Raw genomic sequence first — 18050 nt, 5'->3', positions numbered from 1 at the left:
GACCTTGTGCCCTGGTCGGGCATGCACGACCCGTTCTACCGTCGGACGCAATCATCTCGATGGGAGCACGCCGATGTCGACCACGATGCCACCCCGGTGGCTGCAGGGAATGGATCCGCAGAGCATCGAGGCGCTGGCGCGGGTTCGTGAAGCGGGTTGCGTCTCGCTCTACGTTCCGGCGAGTCCGCTGGGCGCGGATGCCGATCTCGCCCGCATCGGATTGAAGGACGTGCTCCGGGATGCCGTGACCCAACTGGAGGCAGCGGGCGCAGACGAGTCCGTGGTGGGCGCCGTGGTCGCATCCGTCACCGGACTGCTCGAGGATCCTGCGGCCTGGCGGCACCAGTGGCATGGGCTCGTCGTGCTCGCGAGTGCGACGCGACTCGTCGCGCATCCGCTGCCGGTGACCGTGTCGGCGTCCGCGCACGTGGCCGACCGGTTCCACCTGACCCCGCTGCTCGCTGCGGTGCACGCGGCGGACGCGTTCCTGGTGCTCGCGCTCGCCCAGGACTCCGTGCGGTTGGTGGCGGTCGGCGCTGACGATTCCGCGTCGTCCCTCGAGGTCCCCGATATGCCGGCCGACCTTCGCAGTGCCACCGCACTCGATCTCACGAACGATCGCCAGACCTATGCGCACCTTCAGACGTCGGAGGATCCGAAACTGCGCATGCTCGAGTACAGCCGAGCGATCGATCGAGCACTCAACGATGACCCGGGCGTGCCCGACTGGCCCCTCGTGATCGCGGCTGCGGAGCCGCTCGCGTCGATCTTCCGGTCCGCATCGACCCGACCCGGTCTGGTGCCGACCACCGTCGACGGGAACCCGGAGCGAACGTCCGACCACGATCTCGCCGCAGGCGGGCGCCCGCACGTCGCCGCGCTTCGCGCGCGGGAGGCGGAGCACCTGGCGGCCGACTACGAGGAGAACGTCGGCGCCGGGCGCACGGCCACCGACCTGAGCGAGGTCGCGCGGTCGGCGACGGAGGGCGCGATCCGCACGCTGTTCTTCGACGGCGATGCCGACGTGCCGGGCGTAATGGACGAGCGCGATGGCACGATCGCCCCGGCACAGCAGGACGATGCCGGCAACTACTGCATCGTCGACGAGGTCGTCAGGCGCGCGCTGCTGACGGGGGCCCTGCTCGTGCCGAGCACCGCGGTGCCCGTGCCCGGCGGCGGAGCCGTCGCCGCGATCCTGCGCTACACGACGGGCACGGCGCCGGGCGTACCCGGGCGAGGCCTCACGGGATAGTCATGGTCGTCTACGAGGATCGGATCGACGCGGGGCGTCGGCTGGCCGGGAGCCTCGAACGATTCCGGGGCACGGACGCGGTGGTGCTCGGCCTGCCGCGAGGCGGCGTGCCGGTGGCGGCGCAGGTCGCGCGGGTGCTGGGGCTGCCGCTCGACGTCATCGTCGTCAGAAAGCTCGGGGTTCCGTTCCAGCCTGAGGTCGCGATGGGCGCGATCGGCGAAGGCGAGGTTCGAGTGCTCGATCGTCGCCTCATCTCGGGCCTCGGGGTGGACGAGACGGCGCTGCGCGAGGTCGAGGAACGGGAGCGCGCGACGTTGGTGGCCCGCACTCGACGGTTCCGCCTGGGCCGGGAACGCTTGGACCTCCATGGCCGCACCGCGATCATCGTGGACGACGGCATCGCCACGGGTGCGACGGCACGGGCGGCCTGCCAGGTTGCGCGCGCGCTCGGCGCCGCGCGCGTGGTGCTCGCGGTGCCGGTGGGCCCGGCGGATGCGCTCTCGAGCATCGACGACGCGGATGAGGTGGTCTGCCTGGCGATACCCGATCAGTTCTGGGCGGTCGGCGCGCACTACCGCGACTTCTCCCCCACGACTGAAGAGGACGTGATCGCCCTGCTCGACGCCGCCTCGGCGAGCGGCGAACGCTAGACCGCGTCGCGCCTGCGCTGCAGGCTCGCCCACAGCTCGTCCACCTGGTGGAAGGTGTCGGCGAGTTCGCCGTCGTTCTCGATCACGACGTCCGCGAGGGCGAGGCGGTCGGCGTCGGAAGCCTGCGCGTCGATGCGCTGCTGGGCCTCCTGCCGCGTCATCCCCCGGTCGTCCATCATTCGGCGCAGGCGCGTCTCGACCGGCGCGTGCACCACGACCACGAGGTCGAACCCGTCGCCCTTGCGAGTGCCTTCGGCCAGGAGCGGGATGTCGTGCACCACGACCGCGTCCTTCGCAGCGGCGGCGACGAGCTCTCGCGACCGCGCGGCGATGAGCGGATGCGTGATCGCGTTGAGTGCGGCGCGGCGCGTCGGGTCCGCGAACACGATCGCCGCGAGCGCCGGCCGATCGAGCGTGCCGTCCGCGGCGAGCACGCCGGCGCCGAACTCCTCCACGATCCGGGCGAGCCCGGGGGTGCCGGGGCGCACGACCTCGCGCGCGATGGTGTCCGCGTCGATGAGCACCGCGCCGTGCTCGACCAGCCGATTGCCCACCACCGATTTGCCTGAAGCGATGCCTCCGGTGAGGGCGATCTGGATCATCCTGCAATGCTAGCCTCGGCTGCAACAGCAGGAGGGATGCGACGATGCTCGAGGTGCTCACCGGATCCGGGCTGGCCGTGGCGGCCGGACTGAACGCCTACATCCCGCTGCTGATCCTGGGTCTCGCCGGCCGCTTCCTCGACTTTGTCGTGCTGCCGGCGGGGTGGGCGTGGCTGGAGAACGAGTGGGTACTCGGCATCCTCGGCGTGCTGCTCGTGATCGAGATCGTCGCCGACAAGATCCCGGTCGTGGACTCGGTGAACGATTGGCTGCAGACCATCGTGCGACCGGCCGCCGGTGGCATCGCCTTCGGCACGGGAGCCGCCTCGCAGACCGCGGTCGTCACCGATCCGGCCTCGTTCTTCACGTCGTCGGCGTGGGTGCCGGTGGCCGTCGGTGTCGTGCTCGCGCTCGTGACGCACGTGACCAAGATGGCCTCCCGTCCCGCGCTCAATGCGGTCACCGTGGGGGCCGCGGCGCCGGTCGTGAGCACCGCCGAAGACGTCGGCAGCGTCATCCTGAGCTTCCTCGCGCTGTTGATCCCGGTGCTGGTGATCGTGGCGCTCGGCGGCGTGGTGGTCGGCTTCGTGCTGCTGCTGCGTCGGCGCGGTCGACGGAGGCGAGAGGCCGCGAGCACCTCGGTGTGAACGAACGACGAACGGCCGGCCCCGAGGGACCGGCCGTTCGTTCGTGGGTGACTAGGAGTTGTTGCTCGCGAGCTTCTCGCGGAGCGCCGCAAGCGCCTCATCGTCGGCGAGGGTGCCGCCCGTGCTGGACGCCTCGTCGCTCGAGAACGACGACGCACCGGCGGGCACGCCCGTCGAGGGCATGTCCTCCTGGAGCGCGGCCGCGGCGACCTGCTTCTTGTGCTGCTCCCAGCGGGCCTGGGCGGCCGCGTAGTCGGCCTCCCACTTGGCGCGCTGCTCCTCGAAGCCTTCCTTCCACTCGTTGGTCTCCGGGTCGAAGCCATCCGGGTACTTGTAGTTGCCCTGGTCGTCGTACTCGGTGAGCATGCCGTAGAGCGCCGGGTCGAACTCGGTGCCCTCGGGGTCCACGCCCTCGTTCGCCTGCTTCAGCGAGAGCGAGATGCGGCGACGCTCGAGGTCGATGTCGATGACCTTGACGAAGACCTCGTCGCCGACCGACACGACCTGCTCGGCGAGCTCGACGTGCTTGCCGGAGAGCTCGGAGATGTGCACGAGGCCCTCGATGCCCTCCGCGACGCGAACGAACGCGCCGAACGGAACGAGCTTGGTGACCTTGCCGGGCGCGACCTGGCCGATGGCGTGGGTGCGGGCGAAGACCTGCCACGGGTCCTCCTGGGTCGCCTTGAGCGAGAGCGACACGCGCTCGCGCTCGAGGTCGACCTCGAGGATCTCGACGGTGACCTCCTGGCCGACCTCGACCACCTCGGAGGCGTGCTCGATGTGCTTCCACGACAGTTCAGAGACGTGCACGAGACCGTCCACACCGCCGAGGTCGACGAACGCACCGAAGTTGACGATCGACGAGACGACACCCTTGCGAACCTGGCCCTTGGCGAGGTTGTTGAGGAAGGTCGTGCGGCTCTCGCTCTGCGTCTGCTCGAGCAGCGCGCGGCGCGACAGCACGACGTTGTTGCGGTTCTTGTCGAGCTCGAGGATCTTCGCCTCGATCTCCTGGCCGAGGTACGGCGTGAGGTCGCGAACACGGCGCAGCTCGATGAGCGATGCGGGCAGGAAGCCTCGCAGGCCGATGTCGACGATGAGACCGCCCTTGACGACCTCGATCACCGAACCGGTGACGACGCCATCGGCATCCTTGATCTTCTCGACATCGCCCCAGGCGCGCTCGTACTGTGCGCGCTTCTTGGAGAGGATGAGCCGGCCTTCCTTGTCCTCCTTCTGGAGAACGAGGGCCTCGACCGTGTCACCGACCTGGACGACCTCGGTGGGGTCCACGTCGTGCTTGATGGAGAGCTCGCGGGAGGGGATGACACCCTCGGTCTTGTAACCGACATCGAGGAGAACCTCGTCCCGGTCGATCTTGACGACGGTACCTTCGATGAGGTCTCCGTCGTTGAAGAACTTCAGCGTCTTCTCGACCGCGGCCAGGAAGTCGTCAGCGGATCCGATGTCGTTGATCGCGATCTGCTTGGGGGCCGTGGCGGTCGTTGCGATTGTCATGTAGTAGTTGCTCCGGATGGGGACAGAATCAGGCCATGGCTGGTGGTGCTTGGTGTGTTCGCCGATGGCAGGCGGATAGAAGTCGCAATTGCGACGTTCCAGCTTAGCGCTTCACACGTTCCAGGGCCAGTGGCGCCGCGCGCGCATTCAGGCGAGCTGTCGGTAGAGCTCGACGTAGTCACGCGCCATCCGGGTCGCGCTGAAGCGCCCCTCCGCTTCCCTTCGGCAGTCCCGCCGATCGAGCTCCGCGACGCGTGCGAGCGCGGCATCGAACTCCTCCGGGGTGCTGCAGATGAAGCCGGTGCGGCCGGAGTCGATAATCTCGGGAGCGGATCCGCGCGGGGTCGCGACCACCGGCGTGCCTGCGGCGAGGGCCTCGATCATCACAAGGCCGAAGGGCTCGTCCCAGGCGATCGGGTTGATGAGCGCGATCGCACCACCGAGCAGCTGCGCCTTCTCCGACCGGGTCAACTCGCCCAGGAACTCCACCGCCGGTCCGAGCTGCGGCCTCACCCAGGCCTCGAAGTACTCCCGTTCCAGCGGTTCGCGCATCTTCGCGGCGATCCGCAGGGGCATTCCGACCCGGCGGGCCGCATCGATCGCCCTCGCGACGCCCTTGTCCGGGCTCATCCGTCCGACGAAGCACGCGTAGCCGCCGGCGCCCGGACCGAACGCAATCGTGCTCACGTCGATGCCGTGATGGATGACGCGCGCGATCGGCACCCCGGACGCCGTGGAGGCCTGGTGCCGCGAGATCGCCACCACCGAGACGTCGCGAGGAAGGGCGGTGAAGGTGTCGAGGATCGCCGGGGTGAAGGGGCCGTGGGCGGTGGTCACCACGGGTACGCCCTGCGGGCGCTCGCGCAAGTGCGGGCCGATGAGGCTGTGGTCGTGAATCACCTCGACGTCGTGCAGCTCGCGGTACGCCCGCGTGACGTGCCGCAACTCGGCCAGGCTCTGCCCCATCGTCTGCGGGTCCGACGGGGGGAACGCCGAGAGCCGGGGCACCGGGCAGGTGCTGTCCCCCGATGCCGCGAGCACCACATCGTGCCCGGCGCGCTGCAGCGCGACCGCGAGCGCCTCGATCATGTACTCGATCCCGCCGTACGCTCCGGGCGGGATCGCGAGCCACGGCGGGGCGATCAATCCGATGCGCATGGCGCTATCGCTCCCCGTACCGGGGTACGGCGTGCACGCTGATGCCTTCCGGCAGGCCGGAGAGCCGCGTCATCCCCCCAGCGACCTCCACTCGCACCCGAGCCCCGGCGAGCCGCACATTGTCGATCTGGACGCCACCGAACGACGCGGGAAGTGCGGGGGCGAGCCACACCTGGCGGTTGGGCACATCGGCTTCGAGCCGCAATAGGGTGCGAACCAGCGAAATCGGCGCCGCGGCCGCCCATGCCTGGGGCGAGCACGCGTTCGGGTAGGGCACTGGCCGCTCGTAGCTCTCGCGCGAGAAGCCGCAGAAGAGCTCGGGAAGCCTGGCGCCGAAGTGCTCGGACGCGTCGAAGATCGCGAGCGCCACGCGTTGTGCCGCCTCGACGAATCCGTAGCGCATCAGGCCCGCGGCGATGATCGCGTTGTCATGCGGCCAGACCGACCCGTTGTGGTAGCTCGCCGGGTTGTATCGGGCCATGTCGGTCGCGAGGGTTCGCACACCCCAGCCCCCGAACATCTGGTCCGAGAGCAGCCGCTCGGCCACGTGCGGCGCCTTGTCGTCGTCGACGATGCCGCTCCACAGGCAATGGCCCATGTTGGAGGCGCAGGCATCGACCTGGCGCTTGTCGCGATCGAGCGCGATGGCGAAATACTGGCGGTCGGCCATCCAGAACTGCTCGTTGAAGCGCTCCTTCAACGTCGCGGCCGCGCGATCCCAACGCTCCGCGGTCTCCGCGTCCCCGACGGCTCGGGCCAGCCCCGCGCGCGCCCGAAACGCGGCGTAGGCATATCCCTGCACCTCGCACAGCGCGATCGGCGGCTCGGCGAGCGTGCCGTCTGCGAACGAGATGGCGTCCCAGGAGTCCTTCCAGCCCTGGTTGTGCAGTCCGAGCTCATCGCTGCGCTGGTACTCGATGAAACCGTCGCGGTCCGCGTCGCCGTGCGTGGTCATCCAGCGCAGCGCGAGATCGGCGTGCGGGAGCAGCGCCGCGATGTCGGCCGTGGAAGCGCCCCACTCGGCCAGCTCCCCCAGCGCCACGACGAACAGCGGTGTGGCATCGACCGTGCCGAAGTAGGTCGTTCGGCCGCCGAGGGCCGCATTGACGCTCGCGCCGAGGCGCACCTCGTGCAGGATCTTGCCCGGCTGCTCCTCGGTGCGTGGATCGTGGATGCTGCCCTGCAGGTCGCCGAGCGTGCGCAAGGTGCCGAGCGCCAGGCTCGGATCCACCGCGAGCGACATGATCGAGGTGAGGATCGAGTCGCGACCGAACAGCGCCATGAACCAGGGGGCGCCGGCGGCGATCACCTGCCGATCCGGGTGCGCCGGGTCGAAGATCCGCAGCGAGCCGAGATCCGACTGACCGCGCCGGATGGCCGTCTCGATGGCATCGTTCTCGACCGTCGGTGACGGCGCATCCTCGTGCCACGCCATGAACCTGCGCTCGATCTCGCGTTCGTGCTGCGGCTGCTCCTCGTCGGAGCGGGCCACGATGGGCACCCCGGAGCGGGTGGGGACCGCAGAGAATGTCGTCGTCCAGGTCTCATGCGCACCGAGACGGGTGCGATGGAGCAGGCTCTGACCCTCGACGGCCGCACCTGGGGACTCGACGATCACCCCACGGAACTCGTGCTCCGCACCGCCTTCGAAGGCAAGGCCGTGCAGCACCGTGGCACCCTCGGGGGTGTGCGCCTGCATCGGGCGGGAAGCCTTCACGTCGAAGACGTCCGCGAAGTCGGTCTCCACCGTCACCTCGAGCAGCACCTCGACCGGCACCGGCGAGGAGTTCGTGAGTGCGATGCGCTCGCGCAGGCCAACCCCCACCCAGCGTTCCCGTCGCACCAGCAGCGATCCATCCGGCTCGGCGTCGCCGTGATGCACCCGACCCAGCAGCGTCGCGTGGTACGGCTCGCGCACCATCGCCGAGAGCACCTCGATGGGGTGACCGTTGATCCGCGTCGTCCACGTGGAGACGAGGCGCGTGTCGTACATGAACAGCCCGTGCGGACGACCGGCCTCCATGTCGCCGTCCGCGTGCGAGACGCAGAATGCGGCGCCCTCGATGATCGTCACCGCATCCGGTCCCGCGGTGCCCGCGAGCGTGTCCTCGTTCCAACCTGCCATGATGCCTCCATCGTGCGCGCGCGGCCACGTTGACACCAGGGCGAAGGTCCCTCGATCGGATCAGCGCTCGAGGAATCGCTTCTTCAGCAGCTCATTGGCAAGCAGGTAGGCAGCGGTCAGGCCCAACAGCGTGAGCACGACCGGCAGCGCGACCGGAGCGAGCCCGAGCAGGTCCGCGACGGGCGGAATGTACGGAAGCGCCACCGTGATGATCGCGACGAGCAGACTGGAGATCAGCAGGCCGATCCCCGGCCTGGATCGCAGAATCGGCCGCGCGGTGCGCAGCGACATGAGCACGACGATCTCGGTGAGCGTCGACTCGATGAACCACGCGCTGCGGAAGAGCGTGTCATCCGCCCCGAAACCCCAGATGAGCACCGCGAAGGTGGCCAGATCGAACGCGGTCGAGATCGAACCGAAGATGATCATGAAGTTGCGGATGCCGCGAACGTCCCACGTGCCTGGACGCTGCAGGTGTTCCGGGTCCACCCGGTCCGCCGCGATCGTCGTTGCGGGAAAGTCGCTGAGGAAGTTCAGCAGCAGGATCTGGCGGGGCAGCAGTGGCAGGAACGGCAGGAAGAGGCTGGCGGCCGCCATCGAGATCATGTTGCCGAAGTTCGCGCTCGTGGTGACGCGCACGTACTTGAGCGTGTTGGCGAAGGTCTCCCGGCCGAGGGTGACGCCGGCGGTGATCGCGGTGAGGCTCTTGTCGAGCAGCACGACGGTCGCGGCTTCCTTCGCCACATCGACAGCGGTGTTGACCGAGATGCCGACATCGGCGGCGTGCAGCGCCGGTGCGTCGTTGATCCCATCGCCGAGATAGGCCACGGTCTCGCCGTTGCTGCGGATGGCCGCGACGATCCGGCGTTTGTGCAACGGCGCCACTTCCGCGAACACGCTCACACCGACCACGCGCTGCGCGAGCGCGGCATCGTCGAGCGCGTCGATGTCGGCACCGGTCACGATGGTGCTCGCATCGAGACCGGCGGATGCCGCGATGGCTCCGGCCACGACGTGGTTGTCGCCGGTGATGACGACCACCGCGACCCCGAAGGACTCCAGCTCGGCGATCGCGGCCGCGGCGTCCGGCTTCACCGGGTCGTGGAAGGCCAGAAAGCCACGGAACTCGAGCTGCGTCTCCGCGTTCAGGTCGATCTCCGAGACGTTCTCGGGCATCGACCTGGTCGCCAGCCCGAGCACCCGGAATCCTTGCTCGCTGAGGGTCTGGAACCTGGTTCGCAGCGCATCCCGGTGCGCGTCGATGGCCTGGGTGCCGCCGGCGATGCGCACGGTCGTGCAGATGTCGAGCATCCCCTCGAACGCGCCCTTGCTGATCAGCAGACGGTCGTCGCCGACCGCGGCCAGCACCGTCAGCCGACGGCGGGTGAAGTCGTAGGGGTTCTCGGAGAGCAGCGTGGCCGACTGGGGCGGACGCCGCCGATCGAGGATCGCGGTGTCGAGCGGATTCGGAAAGGCCTCCTGCAGACCGGCATTGAGACTCGCGAGTGAGAGCACCTCCTCGCTCTCGGCGCCATCCGGATCGAGAGCGGAGGAGAGCACCGCTGCACCATCCGTGATCGTGCCCGTCTTGTCGGTGCACAGCACGGTGAGGGAGCCGAGATCCTCGATCGAGTCGAGACGCTTGACGATCACGCGCTGCCTGGCCATGCGGCGGGCACCCGTGGACAGGCTCAGGGAGACGATCGCCGGCAGCATCTGCGGCGTGAGGCCGACGGCCAGGGCGAGCGAGAAGAGCAGCGAGTCGATCAGCGGGCGCCCGAGCGCCCAGTTGACGACGAAGATGAAGACGGTGAGCACGAGCATAAGGCGCACGAGCATCAGGCCGAATCGGGTCGTGCCCCGGGTGAAGGCGGTGACCACGCGACGTGTCTGCAGCTCATGCGACACCGCTCCGAACTGCGTGCGAGCCCCCGTGCGCACCGCGACCGCGCGACCGCTCCCGCTGACCACATGAGTGCCGAGGAATGCGGCGTTCAGTCGGTCGCCGAGCTCGCACTGCTCGGGCACGACGGCATCCGGGCGCTTCTCGACCGGGAAGGACTCCCCCGTCAGCGCGGACTCGTCGACCAGCAGTTCGTCGCAGTCGAGCAGTCGGCAGTCCGCGGGCACGATCCCACCCGCGCGTAGCACCACGACATCCCCATGCACCACCTCGCGCACCGGGACCTCCACCTCGCGCCCCGAGCGCAGCACCGGAACGGTGACCTCGACGGTCTTCAGGAGTGCCGCGACATCCTCGTTCGCCCGGAACTCCTGCCAGTAACCCAGGAGGCCGCTCGCAAGGATGATGACCAGGATGATCACGCCGTCGAGCACATCCCCCGCGATAATCGAGATGATCGTCGCCGCCACGAGGATGAGGATGATCGGACTGCTGAACTGCCCCACCAGCAGTCGCAGCCAGGGCGCGAACCCGTGCGGGTGGCGCTCGCGCATCATCAAGCGCTGCGCCTGCAGGGCGACGGCGGCCTGCTCGTCGCTCAGGCCCGCCTCCGTGGCGCCGAGGTCGGCGATGACGCCGGCGCGATCACGCGCCCAGAACGCCTCGTCCGCTCCGAGGGTGAGGCGCAAGCGCCTTCGTACGCCCCTCATGCGCCCACCACCAGGGCACTGGGTCGTGGGCGCCGTGCGCCCGCGTTCACGATCTGACGCAGCGCCGGCTCGAGATCCGGGTACTCGAATCGGTAGCCGGCCGCAAGCAGTCGCTCGGGCAGCACCCAGCGGCTCTTGAGCACCAGTTCGGTCTCGGTGCGGATCACCATCGCACCGAGCTCCAACACGAACCGGGGCGTCGGGATGCCGAAGGGCACGCCGAGCACGCGCCGCACCGCCCGCATGAACCCGGCGTTGTCGGTCGGGTTCGGGGCCGAGAGGTTGACGACGCCCTCCAGCTCCGGGTGCGCCCGCAGAAAGCGCACCACGCCGAGCACATCGGCCAGGTGCACCCAACTGAAGCGCTGGCGCCCGCCGCGAGCACCGAACTCGTGGAAGGTGCCTGCGGCCCGCCGTGCCGAGGTGCGTATCCATCGCCCGTCCAGTTGCGGGCCGCCGAACCCGAGCCTCGCGAGCCGGATGAGCGGCGTGAGGGCACTGCCGTTTCCCAGCACGATCGCCGTTCGAAGTGCCACCCGTCGCACCCCCGGCAGCTCCCGCTCGAAGAACGCCTCCTCCCACGCACGCGCGACGCTCACCGAGAAGCCTTCACCGAGTTCGCCCGTCGACTCCGTCATGGGGCGATCCTCGGCGTGCCGGTAGATCGTTGCCGTCGAAGAGTTGATCCACAGCGACGGCGGCGCGACACACTCGGTCAACGCCCGCGCCAGCTCCCGTGTGGTCTCGACGCGCGAGCGCAGGATCTCCTCGCGATGCGGAGCGTCATAGCGACAGTCCACGCTGCGACCGGCGAGGTTGATCAGCAGGTCCGCACCGTCGATCAGCGCACGGATGCCCGGCCCATCGCCCCAGATCGCGTCGCCGCCGGTGCGGCCGATCGTCAGCACTACGCAGCCTTGGGCCCGGAACTGCTCGGCCAGGTAGGTGCCCATGAAGCCCGAAGCCCCGGCGATCACGATCCGGTCGTTCATTCGGGGACCACCTCGTACTGAAACGTGCCCGAGTACTCGTAGATTCGACCGATCAGGGGCACCCGCAGTTCGAGCCGGACCCGCTGGCGCGAGACGGTGTCATCGAACTGCTCGGTGAGCCGCACGGTGGGTCCCGGAAGACGCACGCGCAATCGTCCGATGCGGATGCCGGCGGCCGTCGAACGCAGCACGAGGGCGCCATCCACGACATCCGGCACGAGCGCCGCGCGGATCGCACCCCCGAAGCCCAGAGCATCGATGACGAGCCCGCGGGCCGATGTGATCGAGTCGACCATCACGCGCGTTCCCGAGCGAAAGCGGAAGATGCGCACCGCATCCACCCATGCTCCTCGCGGCCGATTGATCACCGTGAATGGCACGGAGCGCTCCCACACCGCAAACAGCACACCTTGGCGCGCGAGGATCGCAAGAACCGGCCACAACCAGCGACGCGGGGTACCAACGTGATCGAACACTCCATCGCCGCGACCGACGAAACCGTCGGGGATGCGAGAGAGGTACTCGGAGAGCCGAGGGTGAAGCAGGGCGAAGCGATCGCCGAGCGCCGCCTCCCACGGCGAACGCTCGGCAACCGTCGAGCTCACTTCAGCAGGGCGGACTTGAGGGTGTCGAGTCCGACCCCGCCGAGATCGAGGGCACGCTTGTGGAAGTGCTTGAACGAGAAGGCCGAGCCCTCGCGGGTCTGCGCGGCATCCCTGATCTGCTCCCAGATGCGCTGCCCCACCTTGTACGACGGTGCCTGACCCGGCCAACCCAGGTAGCGATTGACCTCGAACCGGATGAACGAGTCGTTCATGTTGACGTTCTTGCGCATGAACTCGAGGGCATAGTCGGCATCCCAGACGGCCGTGCCCTCGAGGTTGGGCTTGCCGAGGTGCACGCCGATGTCGAGCACGACACGCGCCGCACGCATGCGCTGGCCGTCGAGCATGCCGAGCCGGTCCGCGGGGTCGGCGAGGTAGCCGAGCTCCTCCATGAGGCGCTCGGCGTACAGCGCCCAGCCCTCGGCGTGGCCGCTCGTGCCGCCGAACTGCCGGCGCCAGGTGTTGAGCGTGGCGCGGTTGTAGACCGCCTGGCCGATCTGCAGGTGATGGCCGGGCACGCCCTCGTGGTAGACCGTGGTGGTCTCCCGCCAGGTGTCGAATTCGGTCACACCCTCCGGCACGCTCCACCACATGCGGCCGGCGCGCGAGAAGTCGTCGCTGGGGCCGGTGTAGTAGATGCCGCCCTCCTGGGTCGGAGCGATCATGCACTCGAGGGCCTTCACCGGCTCCGGGATGTCGAAGTGATCGCGGGAGAGCTCGGCGATGGCACGGTCGCTGAGCTGCTGCATCCACTCCTGCAGGGCCTTCGTGCCGTGCAGCTTGCGTGACGGATCCTGCTCGAGGAAGGCGATGGCTTCCTCCACGCTCGCGCCCGGCTTGATCTCGTTCGCGATGCGGGTCTGCTCGTCGATCATGCGCTGGAGCTCCTCGCGGCCCCACTCGTAGGTCTCGTCGAGGTCGATCTTCGCGCCGAGGAAGTGCTGCGAACGCAGCTCGTACAGCTCGCGACCGATCGCATCCTGCTCGGTCGCGACAGGGGCGAGCTCGGTCTCGAGGAACTCGGCGAGCCGCGCATAGGCGTCGGCGGATGCCTCGGCCCCCTTGCGTAGGTCCGCGCCGAGCGACTCCGGCACCGCGCCGCCGTCCTCGAGCGTCGCAGCACCGGTGAAGTCGAAGAAGAAGCCGAGCGGATCGCCGTGCTTGCGCGCCTGCTGTGCGACCTCCGCGACCTGCCGACGGGCGGGCACTACGCCATCGGCGATGCCCTTGCGCAACGTCTCGATGTATCCGTCGATTGCGCCGGGAACGTTGCCGAGGCGCTTGGCGATCAGCGACCAGTCGTGTTCGTTCGCGTGGGGCATGAGGTCGAAAATGTCGCGGATGCCCTGTGCCGGCGAGGCGATGACGTTGAGATCGCGCTCGAACAGCTTCGCCTCCGAGGCGCGCACCTCGAGGCCGAGCTCGGAGACGATGTCGGCCTTCGTCACCGCGTCCACGTCGTCGACGGGTGCGGCGGCTTCGAGCGCGGCGATGACCTTCTTCGCCTCCGCGATGTACCGTTCGTGGCCGGCCGGTGAGGTGTCGCCGATCTCGCCGATGCGGCCCTCGAGCCCGACCCAGATGGCCACGTCGGGGTCGAGGTCGACCATCGTGGTGACCCAGTTCTCGGCGATCTCGTCGATCGCGGTCGGCTTTCTCGAGGGTGTGTCAGTCATGTGGTCGAGCCTAGTCTCGGGCTACTCGTTCTCGAGATCCCGCGCCAACAGCGCGGCGAGCTCATCGAGCGCGGCGTCGGCGCCGTCGCCCTCGGCCGCGATGGTCACGGTCTCGCCGTGCCCGATCCCCAGCGAGAGCACGCCGAGGATACTGGCCGCGTTCACGCTGCGACCCGACGGCGCCGTGAGCGTGACGAGCACGCCGGTGCGGGCCGCGGCCTGCGCGAACAGCGACGCGGGTCGCGCGTGCAGGCCGATGCTCGAGGCGACGGCGACGGTGCGTTCGGCCATGTGGTGCTCCTGACTGATCGATGCGGCGTGGTTCAGTGTGCCGCAGCATCCCAGTTTGGACCCGTGCCGATCTGCACGTCGAGTGGAACACTCAACGATGCGGCACCCGCCATGCGCTCGCGCACGATCGTGGTGAGCGCATCGAGTTCGCCGGGCGCCACCTCGAACACGAGTTCGTCGTGCACCTGCAGCAGCATTCGGGAGTCCATGCCGACCATGTCGCGGTCGATCTCGATCATCGCGCGCTTGAGGATGTCGGCGGCCGAACCCTGGATCGGCGAGTTGAGCGCCTGCCGGGCCGCGTTCTCACGCAGCACGCGGTTGTTCGATGACAGGTCGGCGAACGGGCGGCGGCGGCCGAAGATCGTCGTCGTGTACCCGTCGACCCGCGCCTGCTCGACCACGTTGCGCAGATAGTCGCGCACGGCACCGAATCGGGCGAAGTAGTCCGCCATGAGCTCCTTGGCCTCGCTGGTCTCGATGCGCAGCTGCTTCGAGAGCCCGAACGCGCTGAGCCCGTACGCGAGGCCGTACGACATGGCCTTGACCTTCGTGCGCATGAAGGGGGTCACGTCTTCGGGGGCAACACCGAAGATGCGTGCGCCGACGAAGCGGTGCAGGTCCTCACCCGAGTTGAAGGCTTCGATGAGCCCCTCGTCCTTCGACAGGTGCGCCATGATGCGCATCTCGATCTGCGAGTAGTCGGCGGTCAAGAGCGTCTCGAAACCCTCGCCCGCCTCGAACGCGGAGCGGATCTCGCGACCCACCTCGGTCTTCACCGGCACGTTCTGCAGATTCGGGTCGTTCGAGGCGATGCGCCCGGTTGCGGAACCGGCCTGCTCGTACGTGGTGTGCACGCGGCCCGTGACATCGACCGCCTTGTCGATCGAGGCGATGATCTGCAGCAGCTTGGTCGCATCGCGGTGTTGCAGCAGCAGGTCGAGGAAGGGATGCGGGGCCTGCTCCTGCAGGTCGGCCAGGCTCGCGGCATCCGTCGAGAAGCCGGTCTTGTTGGAGCGGGTCTTCGGCATGCCGAGCTGGTCGAACAGCACCTCCTGCAGCTGCTTGGGGCTGCCGAGATTGATCTCCCGGCCGATCTCGGCGAAGGCCTGCTTGGCGACCTCGGTGGCCTTCGCGGTGAGATCGGCGGTCAGCCGGGCGAGGATGCCGCGGTTGACGGTGATGCCGGTGCGCTCCATCGTCGCGAACACCGGGACGAGGGGCATCTCGATCTGCTCGAGCACGTCGAGCGACCCGGCGTCGAGCTTCTCGGAGAGGTAGGCCGAGAGCCGCAGCGAGTACCACGCCTCGGTGGCCGGACTCGCCGGCTCGGTCTCGGGCACGAGCTGATTGGGGTCGGACTGCTGCAGCGTCTCGCCGAGGTAGTACTCGACCTGCGATTCGAGGGTGTCCGGCTTGGAACCGGGACGCAGCAACCAGCCCGCGAGCATCGTGTCGTAGGCGATGCCGCCGATGTCGAGCCCGGAATCGCGCGCGATCTTCAGTTGGGCCTTCGCCGACGTCATGACCTTCGGCGCATCGCTGCGCAGCCACTCCTCGAGCGCGACGTAGTCGGGTCGACCGGGTGCCCACGGCACGAACGCGGTCTCATCGGCGGCGGCGAGGCCGAAACCGGTGACTTCGCCGTTCGCGCTCTCGACCCGCAACCCGAGCGCGTTGACGCCGTTCGAGGACTGGGTCGCGATCCACTTCGCGAGCTCCTCGTCGATCATGGTGCGGATCACGGGGATGCCGGCGGCGGCCGGTGCCGACGCCGCGACGGCATCCTCCCCCAGCTCCGCGGCGGCGATCTTCAGCACGCGCTCCAGGAGCGTCTTGAACTGCAGGCGCTCGAAGACGTCGCGCACCGCGGCGACGTCCATCGGCTTGCGTTCGAGGTCGGTGGGCCCGAGCGGCAGCGGCACGTCGGTGACGAGCCGGTTGAGCTTGCGGTTGCGGATGGCGCGGTCCATCTGGTCGCGCAGGTTCTGCCCGACCACGCCGGTGATCTCGTCGGCGTGCGCGAGCACCTCGTCGAGGCTGCCGTACTGGGTGATCCACTTCACCGCGGTCTTCTCGCCGACCTTGTCGATGCCGATGAGGTTGTCCGAGGTCTCCCCCACGAGCGCTGCGACGTCCGGATACTGCGCGGGCTCGATGCCGTAACGCTCGCGCACCGCGTCCTCGTCATACCGCTTGAGCTCGGAGACGCCGCGGGCGTTCGGGTACAGCAGCGTGACGCCGGGGCGAACCATCTGGATGGCATCCCGATCGCCCGAGACGACGAGCACGTCGAAGCCCTGATCGTGGCCCTGCGTCGCGAGGGTCGCGAGGATGTCGTCGGCCTCGAAGTCCTCCTTCGTGATGGTGGCGACGCCCATGGCCTTGAGTGCCTCCTCGAGCAGCGGCACCTGCCCCACGAACTCGGGCGGCGTCTCGCTGCGGGTGCCCTTGTACTCGGCGTACTCGCGGGTGCGGAACGAGTAGCGCGAGATGTCGAACGCGACCGCGAGGTGCGTGGGCTTCTCGTTCTGCAGCAGCAGGATGAGCATCGACAGGAACCCGTGAATGGCGTTGGTGTGCTGTCCGTCGCGGGTCGTGAAACTGTCGACGGGCAGCGCATAGAACGCACGGAAGGCCAGCGAATGGCCGTCGATCACGAGCAGAGTAGGCTTTTGCGAGTCCGGCACCCGGCCAGCCTAGCCGTGACATCCGACACATCGAGGTGGAGAGAACGATGCCCACGAAGTACCCCGCGGACCTCGATCCGAACCTCTACGAGCGTCTCGTCGCCTCGAACGGCGGCGCGCTGACCGCCAAGATGGGCATCGAGTACCTCGAGCTTTCCGCCGAGCACTCGGTGGCGACCATGCCCGTGCTCGGCAACACCCAGGTGATCGGCATCCTGCACGGCGGAGCGCACGTCGTGCTCGGCGAATCGCTCGGCTCGATCTCCTCGGCGATCCACGCCGGCCCGGGTCGCATCGCGATGGGCATCGAGATCAACGCCACCCACAGCCGCTCGATCGACCACGGAGTCGTGACGGCGACGTGCGACGCGCTCGTGCTGGGCCGCACGCTCGCGACCCACGAGATCGTCATCCGGGACGAAGAGGGCCGGCGGCTCTCGACCGTGCGCATGACGAACATCCTGCGCGACGCCTGAATCCTCTGCGACTGCGGTCGCTACTCGACTGACGTCGGCCACTTCTCCTCGGGGTCGCGTCCCCAGGCGGCGCGCCCGCCGTCGACCGGGATCACCGTGCCCGTGACGAACGTGGCGGCGTTCGAGAGCAGCCAGGCGACGACGTCGCCGACCTCGCTCGCGGCACCCATGCGGCCCACGGGATGCACGGCGCCCGTGATGGCTGCGTCGCCGTCGAAGCGTTCCGTGACGATCGAGCCCAGGGCGACGGCGTTCACGCGGATCCGGTCGCGGGCGTAGTCGACGGCGGTCGCGCGGGTCAGTCCCTCGATCGCGGCCTTCGCCGTCGAGTACGGCAGAGCTCCGGCGACCGCGCGCTGCGCCTGATGCGATGAGACGTTGACGATCGATCCGGAGCTGCCTGCGGCGAGGAACCGGTTCACGGCCTCCGCCGAACCCACGACGGCCGGAACGAGGTTGGCGGCGATCACCTCCAACACCCCGGCCGGGTCGGAATGCAGGAACGCGTCGTCGAACACCGCCGCGTTGTTCACCCACCCGACGAGCGGAGCGGCCTGCACGGCGGCAGTCGCGGCGCGCGCGACATCGGTGGGGTCCGCCGCGTCGCCGGTGACGGCGGTCAGCAGCGGATGCGTCCAGTCCGGCGCCTCGAGATCGAGCACGACGACCGCGAGGCCGCGCGCGAGCAGCGTCTCGGCGATGGCCTTGCCCACGCCGCGGCCGCCACCGGTGATGACCACCGAGCCGGGCATCCG

15 protein-coding genes are annotated in these 18050 nt (G+C 68.9%); 4 read left to right on the top strand and 11 right to left on the bottom strand.

Features of this window, described 5'->3' with window-relative positions; genetic code table 11:
• The first annotated feature begins 73 nt into the window (after nt 1–73).
• Both PYV02_RS12290 and PYV02_RS12285 read left to right on the top strand, forming a co-directional pair.
• On the top strand, nt 74–1252 hold the full coding sequence (locus PYV02_RS12290; protein ID WP_275759335.1) for a baeRF11 domain-containing protein: 1179 nt from the start codon (nt 74–76) through the stop codon (nt 1250–1252).
• 2 nt (nt 1253–1254) lie between these two features.
• Complete coding sequence (locus tag PYV02_RS12285) at nt 1255–1902, top strand: phosphoribosyltransferase (protein ID WP_275759334.1); 648 nt, start codon at nt 1255–1257, stop codon at nt 1900–1902.
• Here PYV02_RS12285 and coaE read toward each other — a convergent pair.
• A complete protein-coding gene (gene coaE, locus PYV02_RS12280) occupies nt 1899–2504 on the bottom strand; it encodes a dephospho-CoA kinase (protein ID WP_275759333.1) in 606 nt (201 codons plus the stop codon). The two genes, PYV02_RS12285 and coaE, sit on opposite strands and share 4 nt — an antisense overlap.
• A gap of 44 nt (nt 2505–2548) precedes the next feature.
• Here coaE and PYV02_RS12275 point away from each other — a divergent pair, with 44 nt between their 5' ends.
• Nucleotides 2549–3151, top strand: a complete 603-nt coding sequence (locus PYV02_RS12275; RefSeq protein WP_275759332.1) for a DUF4126 domain-containing protein — start codon at nt 2549–2551, stop codon at nt 3149–3151.
• Between the two features lie 51 nt (nt 3152–3202).
• Here the strand turns inward: PYV02_RS12275 and rpsA are convergent, their stop codons facing one another.
• From rpsA to polA, 9 genes are all read right to left on the bottom strand, one after another.
• Nucleotides 3203–4669: a 30S ribosomal protein S1 gene (gene rpsA, locus PYV02_RS12270; protein ID WP_275759331.1), complete on the bottom strand. Its 1467-nt coding sequence runs from the start codon at nt 4667–4669 to the stop codon at nt 3203–3205.
• A gap of 147 nt (nt 4670–4816) precedes the next feature.
• Entirely contained in the window at nt 4817–5827 is a 1011-nt protein-coding gene (locus PYV02_RS12265; RefSeq protein ID WP_275759330.1) for a glycosyltransferase family 4 protein, read from the bottom strand.
• 4 nt (nt 5828–5831) lie between these two features.
• Nucleotides 5832–7952, bottom strand: a complete 2121-nt coding sequence (locus tag PYV02_RS12260) for an amylo-alpha-1,6-glucosidase (RefSeq protein ID WP_275759329.1) — start codon at nt 7950–7952, stop codon at nt 5832–5834.
• A gap of 60 nt (nt 7953–8012) precedes the next feature.
• Nucleotides 8013–10544 (bottom strand): magnesium-translocating P-type ATPase, encoded by a 2532-nt coding sequence (gene mgtA / locus PYV02_RS12255; RefSeq protein ID WP_275759328.1) that lies wholly within the window; start codon nt 10542–10544, stop codon nt 8013–8015.
• A 17-nt stretch (nt 10545–10561) separates the two neighbouring features.
• Complete coding sequence (locus tag PYV02_RS12250) at nt 10562–11557, bottom strand: epimerase (RefSeq protein ID WP_275759327.1); 996 nt, start codon at nt 11555–11557, stop codon at nt 10562–10564.
• Nucleotides 11554–12162: a DUF4166 domain-containing protein gene (locus tag PYV02_RS12245; protein ID WP_275759326.1), complete on the bottom strand. Its 609-nt coding sequence runs from the start codon at nt 12160–12162 to the stop codon at nt 11554–11556. Before PYV02_RS12245 ends, PYV02_RS12250 begins: the two co-directional genes overlap by 4 nt.
• Nucleotides 12159–13838, bottom strand: a complete 1680-nt coding sequence (locus tag PYV02_RS12240; protein ID WP_275759325.1) for a DUF885 domain-containing protein — start codon at nt 13836–13838, stop codon at nt 12159–12161. The genes PYV02_RS12245 and PYV02_RS12240 overlap by 4 nt, the downstream gene beginning before the upstream one ends.
• A 21-nt stretch (nt 13839–13859) precedes the next feature.
• Nucleotides 13860–14129 (bottom strand): HPr family phosphocarrier protein, encoded by a 270-nt coding sequence (locus PYV02_RS12235; protein WP_275759324.1) that lies wholly within the window; start codon nt 14127–14129, stop codon nt 13860–13862.
• 32 nt (nt 14130–14161) lie between these two features.
• Entirely contained in the window at nt 14162–16819 is a 2658-nt protein-coding gene (polA, locus tag PYV02_RS12230) for a DNA polymerase I (protein ID WP_275759322.1), read from the bottom strand.
• Between the two features lie 47 nt (nt 16820–16866).
• Here polA and PYV02_RS12225 point away from each other — a divergent pair, with 47 nt between their 5' ends.
• A complete protein-coding gene (locus PYV02_RS12225; protein WP_275759321.1) occupies nt 16867–17295 on the top strand; it encodes a hotdog fold thioesterase in 429 nt (142 codons plus the stop codon).
• A 20-nt stretch (nt 17296–17315) separates the two neighbouring features.
• Here PYV02_RS12225 and PYV02_RS12220 read toward each other — a convergent pair whose 3' ends face one another.
• Complete coding sequence (locus PYV02_RS12220; RefSeq protein WP_275759320.1) at nt 17316–18047, bottom strand: SDR family NAD(P)-dependent oxidoreductase; 732 nt, start codon at nt 18045–18047, stop codon at nt 17316–17318.
• Nucleotides 18048–18050: the final 3 nt, after the last annotated feature.

The organism is Antiquaquibacter metalliresistens (genome assembly GCF_029211225.1).
In the GTDB taxonomy this organism is placed as follows: Bacteria; Actinomycetota; Actinomycetes; order Actinomycetales; family Microbacteriaceae; genus Rhodoglobus; species Rhodoglobus metalliresistens.
Note: the sequence above shows the minus strand (reverse complement) of the source record. Positions and strands in the feature narration are given on the sequence as shown.